Source organism: Pseudonocardia cypriaca, from assembly GCF_006717045.1.
Taxonomy (GTDB): Bacteria; Actinomycetota; Actinomycetes; order Mycobacteriales; family Pseudonocardiaceae; genus Pseudonocardia; species Pseudonocardia cypriaca.
Window position 1 is genome coordinate 1894764 of the sequence record NZ_VFPH01000002.1, and the last position, 13991, is coordinate 1908754.

8 protein-coding genes are annotated in these 13991 nt (G+C 70.8%); 6 read left to right on the top strand and 2 right to left on the bottom strand.

Annotated elements, in window-relative coordinates; translation table 11 throughout:
* The first annotated feature begins 301 nt into the window (after nucleotides 1-301).
* On the top strand, nucleotides 302-4837 hold the full coding sequence (gene gltB / locus FB388_RS26535) for a glutamate synthase large subunit (RefSeq protein WP_142104869.1): 4536 nt from the start codon (nucleotides 302-304) through the stop codon (nucleotides 4835-4837).
* Nucleotides 4830-6284, top strand: a complete 1455-nt coding sequence (locus tag FB388_RS26540) for a glutamate synthase subunit beta (protein WP_142104870.1) — start codon at nucleotides 4830-4832, stop codon at nucleotides 6282-6284. Before gltB ends, FB388_RS26540 begins: the two co-directional genes overlap by 8 nt.
* 58 nt (nucleotides 6285-6342) lie before the next feature.
* Here the strand turns inward: FB388_RS26540 and FB388_RS26545 are convergent, their stop codons facing one another.
* Together FB388_RS26545 and FB388_RS26550 are read right to left on the bottom strand one after the other, a co-directional pair.
* Nucleotides 6343-7734 carry a S1 family peptidase gene (locus tag FB388_RS26545; RefSeq protein ID WP_142104871.1) on the bottom strand — a complete coding sequence of 464 codons (1392 nt, stop codon included), beginning with the start codon at nucleotides 7732-7734 and terminating at the stop codon, nucleotides 6343-6345.
* Between the two features lie 112 nt (nucleotides 7735-7846).
* The gene (locus tag FB388_RS26550; RefSeq protein WP_142104872.1) at nucleotides 7847-8473 is read right to left on the bottom strand and encodes a DedA family protein; all 627 of its coding nucleotides are present in this window, start codon (nucleotides 8471-8473) and stop codon (nucleotides 7847-7849) included.
* 310 nt (nucleotides 8474-8783) lie between these two features.
* On the opposite strand from FB388_RS26550, the gene chvE reads away from it, so the two are divergent.
* The 4 genes from chvE (at nucleotide 8784) to FB388_RS26570 (ending at nucleotide 13942) form a co-directional block, all read left to right on the top strand.
* Nucleotides 8784-9917, top strand: a complete 1134-nt coding sequence (chvE, locus tag FB388_RS26555) for a multiple monosaccharide ABC transporter substrate-binding protein (RefSeq protein ID WP_142106302.1) — start codon at nucleotides 8784-8786, stop codon at nucleotides 9915-9917.
* A 134-nt stretch (nucleotides 9918-10051) separates the two neighbouring features.
* A complete protein-coding gene (gene mmsA / locus FB388_RS26560; RefSeq protein ID WP_142104873.1) occupies nucleotides 10052-11590 on the top strand; it encodes a multiple monosaccharide ABC transporter ATP-binding protein in 1539 nt (512 codons plus the stop codon).
* On the top strand, nucleotides 11587-12831 hold the full coding sequence (gene mmsB, locus FB388_RS26565) for a multiple monosaccharide ABC transporter permease (protein WP_142104874.1): 1245 nt from the start codon (nucleotides 11587-11589) through the stop codon (nucleotides 12829-12831). Before mmsA ends, mmsB begins: the two co-directional genes overlap by 4 nt.
* A gap of 232 nt (nucleotides 12832-13063) precedes the next feature.
* Complete coding sequence (locus tag FB388_RS26570) at nucleotides 13064-13942, top strand: hypothetical protein (protein ID WP_142104875.1); 879 nt, start codon at nucleotides 13064-13066, stop codon at nucleotides 13940-13942.
* The last annotated feature ends 49 nt before the right edge of the window (nucleotides 13943-13991 follow it).

Consider the following 13991-nt stretch of genomic DNA (forward strand, 5'->3'; position numbering starts at 1 on the left):
CGCTCCCACGTGCGACATTGTTCCGGCGAAACCGCACCCGCTGACGCGTGCGCGCTCGCACCCGTGCGGAGAACTCCGGGATGCCCCACGACGGCGACCGGTCGTCGTGCCGGTGTCCGAGGCCCACCACGTCCGGACGCACGGTGCTGCGCCGCACGCGGACGGGGGCGCCAGAACCGGCGGCGCGGGCAGGTCGGACCGATACTCCCCTTTCCCCTGAACGTCCACCACCACACACTCGTCTACACCGTCGTCCCGATGCTGGTGTCGGGGTGCACCGAGACGACAACAGGAGGCACTCTTGGCTGCGATCCCAGCGGGTACCTCGTCCGGGCTCTACGACCCGGAGTTCGAGCACGACGCCTGCGGCGTCGCCTTCGTCGCCGATCTCGCCGGTCGCCGCGACCACGGCATCGTCCGCAAGGCGCTCACCGCGCTGCTGCGGATGGAGCATCGCGGCGCGCGCGGCGCGGAGGCCAACACCGGGGACGGCGCGGGCATCCTGATCCAGGTGCCCGACGAGTTCTTCCGGGCCGTCGTGGACTTCCCGCTGCCCGACGAGGGCGCCTACGCCGTCGGCACCGCGTTCCTGCCCGCTGACGCGGCCGATGCGGACGTCGCCGTGGCCGAGATCGAGAAGATCGCCGCCGAGGAAGGCCTCGAGGTGCTGGGCTGGCGCGAGCTGCCCACCGATCCCGACGCCGCCGACCTGGGCCCGATGGCGCGCGACGCCATGCCGAGCTTCCGCCAGCTGTTCGTGGCGGGGCCCGCCGGCGAGACCGGCATCGACCTGGAGCGCCGCGCGTTCTGCCTCCGGAAGCGCGCCGAGCACGCCACCGGCGCCTACTTCCCGAGCCTGTCGCCGCGCACCATCGTCTACAAGGGCATGCTCGCCGAGCCGCAGGTCGAGGCGTTCTACCCGGACCTGTCCGACGAGCGCGTCACGAGCGCGCTCGCCGTCGTGCACTCCCGGTTCTCCACCAACACGTTCCCCGCGTGGCCGCTCGCCCACCCGTACCGCTACGTCGCCCACAACGGCGAGATCAACACGCTGCGCGGCAACCGCAACTGGATGGCCTCGCGCGAGGCGCTGCTGGAGTCCGACCTCATCCCGGGTGACCTCGCACGCCTGTCGCCCATCGTCACGCCGGACGCGAGCGACTCCGCCACGTTCGACGAGGTCCTCGAGCTGCTGCACCTGGGCGGCCGGAGCCTGCCGCACGCCGTCCTGATGATGATCCCGGAGGCGTGGGAGAACCACGACGAGATGGACCCGGCCCGCCGGGCCTTCTACGAGTTCCACTCCACTCTGATGGAGCCGTGGGACGGGCCCGCGCTCGTCGCGTTCACCGACGGCACCCAGATCGGCGCCGTGCTCGACCGCAACGGTCTGCGCCCCGCCCGCTACTGGATCACCGAGGACGGCACGGTCGTGCTCGCGTCCGAGGTGGGTGTGCTGGACGTCGAGCCGTCGGCCGTGGTGCGCAAGGGCCGCCTCGAACCCGGCCGCATGTTCCTCGTGGACACCGCGCAGGGCCGCATCCTCGACGACGCCGAGATCAAGGGCGCGCTCGCGGCCGAGCACCCGTACGCCGACTGGCTGCACGCCGGCCTGATCCACCTCGACGAGCTGCCGACGCGCGAGCGCGAGATCTACGACCACTCCGCGATCACCCACCGGCAGCAGTCGTTCGGCTACACCGAGGAGGAGCTCAACATCCTCCTCAAGCCGATGGCCACCAGCGGGGCCGAGCCGATCGGCTCGATGGGCAACGACGCGCCGCTCGCGCCGTTCTCGTCGCGCCCGCGGCAGCTGTTCGACTACTTCACCCAGCTGTTCGCGCAGGTCACCAACCCGCCTCTGGACGCGATCCGCGAGGAGCTGGTCACGTCGCTGCAGAGCCTGCTCGGCCCTGAGCAGAACCTGCTCGACGCCACCCCGGCGAACTGCAGGACGATCGTCGTGCCGTTCCCGGTGCTGGGCAACGACGACCTCGCCAAGATCATCCACATCAATGACGACGGCGAGCTGCCCGGCTTCGCCAGCGTCACGGCCAAGGGCGTCTTCAAGGCCGCCGACGGCGGGGCGGGGCTCTCCCGGCGGCTCAAGGAGATCTGCACCGAGGTCTCGGAGGCCATCGAGGACGGCGCACGGCTCATCGTGCTGTCCAACCGGGGCGTCACGAAGGACTTCGCCCCGATCCCGTCGCTGCTGCTCACCGGCGCGGTGCACCACCACCTGGTGCGCGAGAAGACCCGCAGCCGGGTGGGGCTCATCGTGGAGGCGGGCGACGCGCGCGAGGTGCACCACATCGCGCTGCTGCTCGGCTACGGCGCCGCGGCCGTCAACCCGTACCTGGCGATGGCCACCGTCGAGGACCTGGCCGCGCGCGGCGACATCCCCGGTGTCACACCGGAGCAGGCCGCGTACAACCTGGTGAAGGCGCTCGGCAAGGGCGTCCGCAAGACGATGTCGAAGATCGGCGTCTCGACGGTCGCGTCCTACACGGGCGCGCAGATCTTCGAGGCGATCGGCCTCGGGCCCGACGTCATCGACTCCTGCTTCGCGGGCACCACGTCGCGCCTCGGCGGTGTCGGGTTCGACGAGCTGGCCGAGGAGGTGCTGATCCAGCACCGCCGCGCCTTCCCGTCCGACGACGTCCGGCCCAACCACCGCACGCTCCCGGTTGGCGGCGAGTACCAGTGGCGCCGCGAGGGCGAGCTGCACCTGTTCAACCCGCAGACGGTGTTCAGGCTGCAGCACTCGACGCGCCAGGGGCGCTACGACGTCTTCAAGGAGTACACGCGCGCCGTCGACGAGCAGGCGGGCAGGCTCATGACGCTGCGCGGCCTGTTCCGGTTCAAGGAGGGCGTGCGGCCGCCGGTGCCGATCGACGAGGTCGAGCCCGTCGAGGAGATCGTCAAGCGGTTCGCGACCGGCGCCATCTCCTACGGCTCGATCTCCAAGGAGATGCACGAGACCCTCGCCATCGCGATGAACCGCCTCGGCGGCAAGTCCAACACCGGTGAGGGCGGCGAGGACGCCGACCGCTACACGGTCGAGGCGAACGGCGACTCCCGGCGCAGCGCGATCAAGCAGGTCGCGTCCGGCCGTTTCGGCGTCACCAGCGAGTACCTGGTCAACGCCGACGACCTGCAGATCAAGATCTCGCAGGGCGCCAAGCCGGGCGAGGGCGGGCAGCTGCCCGGCGCGAAGGTCTACCCGTGGATCGCGAAGACCCGGTTCTCCACGCCGGGGGTCGGGCTGATCTCACCGCCGCCGCACCACGACATCTACTCGATCGAGGACATCAAGCAGCTCATCCACGACCTCAAGAACGCCAACCCGCGCGCCCGCGTCCACGTGAAGCTGGTGAGCCAGGTCGGCGTCGGCACGGTCGCGGCCGGCGTGGCGAAGGCCTACTCCGACGTCGTGCTCATCTCGGGCCACGACGGCGGCACCGGCGCTTCACCGCTGTCGTCGATCAAGCACGCGGGCGGGCCGTGGGAGCTGGGGCTCGCGGAGACCCAGCAGACCCTGCTGCGCAACGGCCTGCGCGACCGGATCGTCGTGCAGGCCGACGGCCAGCTCAAGACCGGCCGCGACGTCGTCATCGCTGCGCTGCTCGGGGCCGAGGAGTTCGGCTTCGCCACCGCGCCGCTGGTGGTGTCGGGCTGCATCATGATGCGGGTCTGCCACCTCGACACCTGTCCGGTCGGCGTCGCCACGCAGAACCCGGAGCTGCGCAAGCGGTTCGACGGGCGCCCGGAGTACGTCGTCAACTTCATGCGGTTCGTCGCGGAGGAGGTGCGCGAGTACCTGGCGCGGCTCGGGTTCCGCTCGATCGCGGAGGCCGTCGGGCACGCCGAGATGCTCGACACCGACGACGCCGTGCGGCACTGGAAGACCGAGGGGCTCGACCTCTCGCCGATCTTCCACATGCCGCAGCTGCCGGCCGGCACCGCGCGCCACCGCACGAAGCAGCAGGACCACGGCCTGGAGAAGGCGCTCGACAACACGCTGATCCAGCTGTGCGAGGGCGCGCTCGCGTCCGGCGACAAGGTGCGGCTCGACCTGCCGGTCCGCAACGTCAACCGCACCGTCGGCACGATGCTCGGCTACGAGCTCACCCGGCGCTGGGGCGGCGAGGGCCTCCCCGACGACACGATCGACGTCACGCTCACCGGCTCGGCCGGGCAGAGCTTCGGCGCGTTCGTGCCCAAGGGGATCACGCTGCGGCTGGTCGGTGACAGCAACGACTACTTCGGCAAGGGCCTCTCGGGCGGGCGGCTCACGCTGCGCCCCGACCCGGCGGCCCCGTTCGCGGCCGAGGAGAACGTCATCGCGGGCAACGTCATCGGCTACGGCGCCACCTCGGGCGAGATGTTCATCCGCGGTGTCGTCGGCGAGCGGTTCTGCGTGCGCAACTCGGGCGCTCTCGCCGTCGTCGAGGGCGTGGGCGACCACGGCTGCGAGTACATGACCGGCGGCCGCGTGGTGGTGCTCGGCAAGGTCGGGCGCAATTTCGCGGCGGGCATGTCCGGGGGCGTCGCGTACGTCCTCGACCTGCCCCGGCACCGGGTCAACGGCGAGATGGTCGACATCGACCCGCTCGACGACGACGACCGCGCATTCCTGCGCGACACCGTCGCGCGCCACCACGCCGAGACCGACTCGGCGGTCGCGTGGAACCTGCTGACCCACTGGGACGACGCCGTCGAGCGGTTCGGCAAGGTCATGCCCAAGGACTACAAGCGGGTCCTGGACGCCCGCGCCGCGGCCGAGCGCGACGGCCGCGACGTCAACGAAGCAATTATGGAGGCCGCGCATGGCTGACCCGAAGGGCTTCCTGAAGGTCCCCCGCGAGACCCCGACCCGCCGTCCCGTCCCGCTGCGGCTCATGGACTGGCGGGAGGTCTACGAGGAGTTCCCGGACAACGAGCTCGAGCGGCAGGCCAGCCGCTGCATGGACTGCGGCATCCCGTTCTGCCACCAGGGCTGCCCGCTCGGGAACCTCATCCCGGAGTGGAACAACCTCGTCTACCGCCACGACTGGCGCGAGGCGATCGAGCGGCTGCACGCCACCAACAACTTCCCGGAGTTCACCGGGACGCTGTGCCCCGCCCCGTGCGAGGCGGCGTGCGTGCTCGCGATCAACAGCGACGCGGTCACGATCAAGCAGGTCGAGCTGCAGATCATCGACCACGCGTTCAAGGAGGGCTGGGTCGCGCCACAGCCCCCGACGAAGAAGACCGGCAAGAAGGTGGCCGTCGTCGGGTCCGGGCCTGCCGGGCTCGCCGCCGCGCAGCAGCTCACCCGCGTCGGGCACGACGTCGTGGTGTTCGAGCGTGCCGACCGCATCGGCGGCCTCCTGCGCTACGGCATCCCCGAGTTCAAGATGGAGAAGAACCGGCTCGACCGGCGCCTCGACCAGATGCGGGCGGAGGGCACGCAGTTCTGCGCCTCCGTCGACGTCGGCAGCGACGTCACGGCCGAGCAGCTGCGCGAGGAGTACGACGCCGTCGTGCTCGCGGGCGGGGCCACCGCATGGCGCGACCTGCCGGCGCCCGGCCGCGAGGTCGAGGGTGTCTACCAGGCGATGGAGTACCTGCCGTGGGCCAACCACGTGCAGCAGGGCGACATCGACGCCCCGCCGATCACCGCGGCGGGCAAGGACGTGGTGATCATCGGTGGCGGCGACACCGGCGCCGACTGCCTCGGCACCGCCCACCGCCAGGGCGCCCGCTCGGTCACGCAGCTGGAGATCATGCCCACGCCGCCGGAGAAGCGCACCGAGGGCATGCCGTGGCCGACCTACCCGATGGTCTACCGGGTGTCCTCGGCCCACGAGGAGGGCGGCGAGCGGCTGTTCTCGGTGAACACCACCGAGTTCGTCGCCGACTCCGACGGCAAGCTCGCGGCGCTGCGGCTCGTCGAGGTCACGCGCGACGAGACCGGCCGCTTCGTGCCGGTCGAGGGCACCGAGAAGGAGCTGCCCGCCCAGCTCGTGCTGCTCGCGATGGGCTTCGTCGGGCCGGAGAAGGGCAAGCTGCTCACCGACCTCGGTGTTGAGCTGGACCAGCGCGGCAACGTCGCCCGCGACGCCAACTTCATGACCAGCGTCGACGGCGTGTTCTCCGCGGGCGACATGGGCCGTGGCCAGAGCCTGATCGTCTGGGCGATCGCGGAGGGCCGCGCGGCCGCTGCGGGCGTGGACGGCTACCTGACCGGCCGGGACGTGCTGCCCCGCCCGATCGCGCCGACGGACCGCCCGCTCACCTGATCGTTGCCCGAACGGCGCTCTCGTCCGACCCCTCTCGGACGGGAGCGCCGTTCGTGCGTCAGCCGTCCCGGCCGTCCGGGGCGGTGCTGATCTTCCGGGTCGGTCCGTCGAAGGACATCGGTGCACGCCCCAGGACCGGGGGCCGCCGACCGTAGGGGTGGACCGGTGCGCCCGCAGGCGGCCCCGGCCGCCACGCGGGCGGCGGAACCGGACCCGGGAACGGGGGGTGCGGGGGCGGCCCCATCACGACGGGCCTCGGTCGCCGCCTGCGCGCCACCAGCAGCCCGACGATCACGGCGCTCAGGATCATGCCGCCCGTCGCGGCGCTCCCCCAGAACACGATGGTGGTCAGCCGGTTCTCGGACGCGTCGCCGTGCAGCTCCCGGGAGTGCTCCGCCTCGCTGCGCAGCTGGGCGATCCGGGGGTGCGTCGGCCCTTCCTGCTGGAGGTGGTCGACCGCCTCGATCGCGTCGGTGTACTCGCCGCCCCGGTAGGCGTCGAGGGCATCCCGGTACCGCAGGTCGCGCGGGCCCAGCTCGGCGCGCACACCGTTGCGGCCGAGCAGCTCGACGAACCCGCTGACCGGGACGACCAGGCTGAACAGGCCCGCGCCCGACGTGCGAACGCTGTTGATGCCGAGCACACGGCCGCTGTCGTCGACAGCGGGTCCACCGCTCGTGCCGACCTCGGGGGTGATGTTCGTCCGGTGGACGGGGCGGCCGCCGTCGGTCACGACCTCGTCGACGGAGCCGCCCTCGAACATGGGAGTGGCACCGGGGGTGATGCGCTCGCCGACGCTCTCCGAGTAGCCCGCGACGACCACCGGTGTGCCGACCGACGGGCCGGGCCCGGTGGTGAGCTCCACCGTGGGGAGGCCGGTCGTGTCGACCTTCAGCAGCCCGACGTCGCCCTGCCCGCTGGGGCGGTCGTCGACGACGCGGGCGAGCAGCCCGTCCGGCGAGGTGCCCGCGATACCGGTGACCCGGATCTCGCTCATGATCGGTGCACCGGGCGTCTCGCCCTCGACGGCCCACGCCGCCAGGCCGTGCCTGAAGACCTCGTCCAGCGGGAGGTCGGGACGACCCGCGACCACCTCTTCGGCCGCCGCCTGGACGAGAGCTTCTCGTACGCTCCAGTCGTTCGCGTCGACGCAGTGCCCTGCGGTGGCGATGTACCCGTCGGGATGCACGCCGAAGCCGCTGCACGTGAAGACGAAGGTGTACGGCTCGCCGTTGTTGGCGTAGCTGCCCTCCCTGTTGTGCACCCAGCCCCAGAACGTGCCGGTGACGCGCACGAGGGCCGGGTGCACCGTCGCGACCGCGCGTTCCGAGCCGGCGGGTGCGTCCGGCACCACGACCACGGCTGCTGCGGGTGCGGCGCTGAGCACGGTGGTCACGAACGCCGCGGCGAGCGCCGCGGCCGAACGCGCGAGACCCCGCAGAGCGGGCATGCGAACCTCCCGGGGGCGAGGACGTCTTGGTCGGTACCTCGCGGAGCACACCACGCCGTGCGGGGAGGGGTCCCCGACGATCGCTCGCCCGGAGCGCGACGTCGCGCTCCTGCTACGGGCCCGGTCGGACGGCGACGACGCCGAGCTGGTGCGTGATCTGCTCGCCGTCCGTTGACCGGCGGGGGCGCAGCCGCTCCACCAGGGCGAACGCGCCGGCGGTGACGGCTCCCATGGCGATACCGGCCAGCAGGCCGCGCAGGGGGTCACCGCCCGTGAGCGGGCCCAGCAGCAGCCCGACCCCCATCATGTAGCAGGCCCACAGCGCCGAGCTGGCGAGCGAGCAGGGCAGGAACCGGCGCGGCGAGAGGCCGTACCTCCCGGCGGCGGTGGTGCTGACCAGCCGCCCCGCGGGCACGAACCGCGCCCCGACGATCGTGACGGCGGGCCGGTCGGCGATGTTGCGCCGCACCCATCCCCCGAGGCCACCGGTGCCGGGACGGGCCAGCCTGCGCGACGTGCGCCCGAGCGCGAAGAGCAGGTGGTCACCCGCCACCGACCCCACGAAGGCCGCCGCGAACAGCCCCAGCGCCATCGGCACGTCCTCCATGCCGATCGCCACCGCGGACGCCGTCATGAGCAACGGCTCGCTCGGCACCACCGGGAACGGCCCGTCCAGCGCCACGAGCAGCGCGAGCGCCGGCAGCACCCACGCGCTGTGAAGCAGCAGTGCGACGTCCATCCCGCCCCCCTCGACCAGGTACCAGCGTGGTCGGCGGGGGCGCTGTGATCACTGGCGGAGACACCCCGTTCGTGACGGGGGGAAACCCCACCCCAGGCACTACGGTGACCGCGGGTGCGCAGCGGGTGACCGTTGCGGCTGCGTTATCGGACCGTGACGGCTGCGTACGCCAGAGGGGTTGACGCTACCCCCTGTTAGCGCTCACATTGGGTCGCCCGCCCACCGCGGGACGGCCCGGCTCATCTACGGGCAGGCATCTCGAGGAGGAGACGTGCACAAGAAGCTCGGATTGGTCGCCGCGGGCGCCGTCATGGCGTTCGCGCTGGCGGCCTGTGCCGGCGGAGGCGCCGGTGGCGGTGGCGGCGCCGGTGGCGGCGGCGGCGCCCCTGCGCAGCAGCAGCCGGGAGACCTGCTCGTCGGCGTGGCTATGCCCACCCAGGAGTCCGAGCGGTGGATCGCCGACGGCAACTCCGTCAAGGAGCAGCTCGAGCAGGCCGGCTACCAGGTCAGCCTGCAGTTCGGGAACAACGACATCCCGACGCAGTCGCAGCAGATCGACCAGATGATCACCCAGGGCGCCGACGCGCTGATCATCGCCGCGATCGACGGCACGGCGCTCTCCAGCCAGCTGCAGACGGCCAAGTCGCAGAACATCCCGGTCATCTCCTACGACCGGCTCATCCGCAACAGCCCGAACGTCGACTTCTACGTCACGTTCGACAACTTCCAGGTGGGCGTCGCGCAGGCCGAGGCGCTGCTGACCGGGCTCGGCATCAAGAACGCCGACGGCTCGCAGGGCACGGCCACCGGGCCGTTCAACGTCGAGCTCTTCGCCGGCTCACTGGACGACAACAACGCCTTCTTCTTCTGGAACGGCGCGATGTCGGTGCTGCAGCCGCTGCTCGACAACGGCACGCTCGTCGTCAAGAGCGGCCAGCGGGCGATCGAGCAGGCCGCCATCCTGCGCTGGCAGCAGGAGACCGCGCAGCGGCGCATGGAGGACCTGCTGACCTCCGCCTACAGCGACGGCAGCAAGGTCAACGGCGTCCTGTCGCCGTACGACGGCCTGTCCCGCGGCATCATCACCGCGCTGCAGAACGCCGGCTACGGCCCGACGACCGCCGGCGGCGCCAACCCGATGCCCATCGTCACCGGGCAGGACGCGGAGATCGCGTCGGTCAAGCTGATCTCCGACGGCGTGCAGAGCTCGACGATCTTCAAGGACACCCGCCAGCTGGCCGAGCAGGGCGTCATCGCCACCAAGGCCTACCTCTCGGGCAGCCAGCCCCAGGCCAACGACACCACGACGTACGACAACGGGGTCAAGGTCGTCCCGTCGTACCTCCTGCCGGTCGTCACGGTCTACAAGGACAACATCCAGTCCGCGCTCATCGACACCGGCTACTGGACGGCCCAGGAGGTCGCCAACGGTCAGGCGAGCTGACGCGGGCTCCAGAACGCGGCGGGTCCCGGCTGCACAGGCTGCCGGGGCCCGCCGAACCACGCACAATCAGGCCGTATCCGCGGGGGGCAACCACAACGCGCACCACGAGGACGACCTAGAGATCGAAGAGGTTCATGGACGACTACATCCTGGAGATGCGCGGCATCACCAAGACCTTCCCCGGCGTCAAGGCACTGTCGGACGTGAACTTCGCCGTGCGACGCGGGGAGATCCACGCGATCTGCGGTGAGAACGGCGCCGGCAAGTCGACGCTGATGAAGGTCCTCTCCGGCGTCCACCCCACCGGCGACTACGAGGGCGAGATCGTCTACGACGGCGAGACCGTCCAGTTCTCGGGCATCCGCGACAGCGAGCACGTCGGCATCGTGATCATCCACCAGGAGCTCGCCCTGGTCCCCTACCTGTCGATCGCCGAGAACATCTTCCTGGGCAACGAGCGCAGGGGTAAGAGCGGGCTGATCGACTGGAACCGGACCAACGCCGACGCCACCCGGCTACTCGCCGAGGTCGGCCTCGACGAGTCCGCCGTCACGCCCGTCGGCCAGCTCGGGGTGGGCAAGCAGCAGCTCGTCGAGATCGCGAAGGCCCTGTCGAAGGACGTGCGGCTGCTGATCCTCGACGAGCCGACCGCAGCGCTGAACGACAACGACTCGGCCCACCTGCTCGACCTGCTGCGCGCGCTCAAGGACCGCGGCATCACCTCGATCATGATCTCGCACAAGCTGAACGAGATCATCAGCATCGCCGACCGCACCACCGTCATCCGCGACGGCCGCACCGTCGAGACCATGGACATGAGCGATCCGGAGTCGACGCAGGACCGGATCATCCGCGGGATGGTGGGCCGCGACCTCGAGAGCTTCTACCCCGATCGGGAGTCGGAGCCCGGCGAGGAGGTGCTGCGCATCGAGGACTGGACGGTCTGGCACCCCACGCAGGACCGGACGGTCGTCGAGGGAGCCAACTTCACCGCGCGCGCAGGCGAGGTCGTCGGGATCGCCGGGCTCATGGGCGCCGGCCGCACCGAACTGGCGATGAGCATCTTCGGGCGGTCGTACGGGCGCAACATCTCCGGCCGGATCTTCGTGCACGGCAAGGAGGTGCGCACGCGCACCGTGGCCGAGGCGATCGCCAACGGCATCGCCTACGCCACGGAGGACCGCAAGCGCTACGGCCTCAACCTCATCGAGGACATCCGGCGCAACGTCTCGGCCGCCGCGCTCGACAAGCTCGCCACCCGCGGCTGGGTCAACGGCAACGAGGAGATCAAGGTCGCCGAGGAGAGCCGGCGCAGCCTCAACATCAAGGCGCCGAGCGTCATGAGCGTCGTGGGCAAGCTGTCCGGCGGCAACCAGCAGAAGGTCGTGCTGTCCAAGTGGCTGTTCACAGACCCGGACGTGCTGATACTCGACGAGCCCACCCGCGGTATCGACGTCGGCGCCAAGTACGAGATCTACCTCATCATCAACCGGCTCGTCGCGGCGGGCAAGGCGGTGGTCGTGATCTCGTCCGAGCTGCCGGAGCTGCTCGGCATCTGCGACCGCATCTACACGCTGTCCGCGGGCCGGATCACCGGTGAGGTGCCGGTGCGGGAAGCGACCCAGGAGACCCTGATGGCCCTCATGACCAAGGAGAGGGAGACCGCGGCATGACCAGGACCGCACCCCCCGAGGAGAAGGCGCCCGAGGGCGCCAGCACGTCGGTCGCGCTGCACACCGGCACGAGCAACGTCCGGGAGCTGCTCACCCGCAACATGCGGCAGAGCGGCATCTACGTGGCGTTCGTGGCCATCATCGCCCTGTTCGCGATCCTGACCGACGGCGTATCGCTCAGCCCGATCAACATCACGAACATCATCCTGCAGTACTCGTACATCCTGGTGCTGGCGATCGGCATGGTCATCGTGATCATCGCCGGGCACATCGACCTGTCCGTGGGGTCGGTGGTCGCGCTCACCGGCGCGATCTCGGCGGTCCTGGTCATCCAGCAGGGTCTGCCCTGGTGGGTGGGGATCATCGCCGCGCTCGCCACCGGAGTGGTGATCGGCGCATGGCACGGGTTCTGGGTGGCCTACGTCGGCATCCCGGCGTTCATCGTGACGCTCGCAGGCATGCTCCTGTTCCGCGGCCTCACCCAGCAGGTGCTCGGCAACATCTCGCTCTCGCCGTTCCCCGCGGAGTACCAGCAGGTCGCCACCGGATTCCTCAACGGGCTCCTCGGCGGCCCCGGCTACGACATCTTCACGCTGCTCATCGGCGCGATCGGGGTGGCCGGATACGCGGTGAGCGGGTTCCGCACCCGCCTGGCCCGCATCACCTACCAGCAGCCGGTCGAGTCGTTCCCGCTGTTCGTCACCCGGGTCGTGCTGGTCGGCGCCGTCGTCATGTACTTCGCGTGGCAGCTCGCCAACGCGCGCGGCCTGCCCGTCGTGCTGATCATCCTCGGTGCACTCGTGCTCGCATACGGCGTGGTCACCCGGCGCTCGGTGTTCGGGCGGCAGGTCTACGCGATCGGCGGCAACCTGTCGGCCGCGACGCTCTCCGGCGTCAAGGTCAAGGCCGTCAACTTCTGGATCTTCGTCAACATGGGCGTCCTGTCCGCGGTCGCGGGGATCATCTTCTCCTCCCGCTCCAACGGCGCCCAGCCGGCGGCGGGCAACATGTTCGAGCTCGACGCCATCGCCGCGGCGTTCATCGGCGGCGCGGCCGTGACCGGCGGCGTCGGCACCGTCGTCGGCGCCGTGGTCGGTGGCCTGATCATGGCGGTCATGAGCAACGGCATGCAGCTCATGGGCGTCGAGCAGCCGATCCAGTCCGTCGTCAAGGGCATCGTGCTGCTGCTGGCCGTGGCCTTCGACATCTACAACAAGCGGCGGGCGGGCTCGTCGCGCTGATCCACGGTTCGAGGACGTGAGCGGGGTTCCGGCGGCGCCGGGCCCCGCTCACGCCTTTGTCAGGCCGTCCCTTGCCCGGGCGGGCCGGCGGCCCCCGGTCGTCGGTGGTTGTCCACACGCTCGACGTCGACAAGAGCGGGGATTTGCAGGCGCCCAACCCCGCTCATGTCTACGCCGAGCGGGATTTCCGAAATGGGCTCGAGAAGCAGTGCGGCTGGGCGATGCTTCGCGGGTGCGGGACGTCGGGGGGTGGCCGGTCGCGTTCCGCGGCACCGCCGCGGTTGCCGCCGGCCTGGTCACCCCGGACGTGCTGCGCGGCCCGCGGTTCCTGCGACTGTTCCCCGACACCTACATCACCGCACCCGACCACGGCCCACCCGATCTGAAGCTGCGCTCGAATGCCGCCTACCGCTACGTGGAGGGGAAGGGGGTGCTGTCGGGCTACTCCGCCGCCGAGGTGCTCGGCGCCTCCTGCGGGCCATGGGACGCCCCGGCCGAGGTCACCGTGCCCCATCGCGGCCAGCGCAGCCGCCCCGGCCTGCTCGTGCACCGCACGAGCTTGCATCCAGGTGAGATCACCGAGATGAAGGGCCTCAAGGCCACCAGCCCGCTGCGCACCGCGTATGACCTGGCGCGCCGCGGTGACCTGGTGGAGCGGGTGGTGGCAGTGGACCGCCTGGCCAACGTCCACCGCTTCGACCCGGACCTGCTGCTGAACTTCAGCGCCCGCTACCGGGGCACCCGCGGGAACGAACTCGTGCCCACCGTGCTGGCCCACGCCGATCGTCGCGCCGGGTCGCCGATGGAGACGCGGCTGCGGATGCTGATCGTGCAGGCCGGGTTGCCGAAGCCGCAGGTGCAGTGGGCGGTGCAGGACGAACGCACTCGGACCGCCGTCTGGCTCGACCTCGCGTGGCCGGAGCTGATGATCGGGATCGAGTACGAGGGCGAGGGCCACACCGAACCGGAACAGGTGCTACGCGACGTCGGGCGCTACACCGGCCTGGTCGACAGGCGCTGGCGCATCTACCGCTACACCAAGTTCGAGATCCTCCGGCGGCCCGGCCTGATCGTCGCGCAGCTGACCCGCGCGTGGGAATGCGCGGGGTAGACGTGAGCGGGGTCTGGAGCCGCTGAAACCCCGTCACGTCTACCTCGAG

Coding starts and splice junctions, on each gene's coding strand:
- FB388_RS26540 (WP_142104870.1), top strand. CDS start 4,830: ATGGCTGACCCGAAGGGCTTCCTGAAGGTCCCCCGCGAGACCCCGACC.
- FB388_RS26545 (WP_142104871.1), bottom strand. CDS start 7,734: ATGCCCGCTCTGCGGGGTCTCGCGCGTTCGGCCGCGGCGCTCGCCGCG.
- FB388_RS26550 (WP_142104872.1), bottom strand. CDS start 8,473: ATGGACGTCGCACTGCTGCTTCACAGCGCGTGGGTGCTGCCGGCGCTC.
- chvE (WP_142106302.1), top strand. CDS start 8,784: ATGGCGTTCGCGCTGGCGGCCTGTGCCGGCGGAGGCGCCGGTGGCGGT.
- mmsA (WP_142104873.1), top strand. CDS start 10,052: ATGGACGACTACATCCTGGAGATGCGCGGCATCACCAAGACCTTCCCC.
- mmsB (WP_142104874.1), top strand. CDS start 11,587: ATGACCAGGACCGCACCCCCCGAGGAGAAGGCGCCCGAGGGCGCCAGC.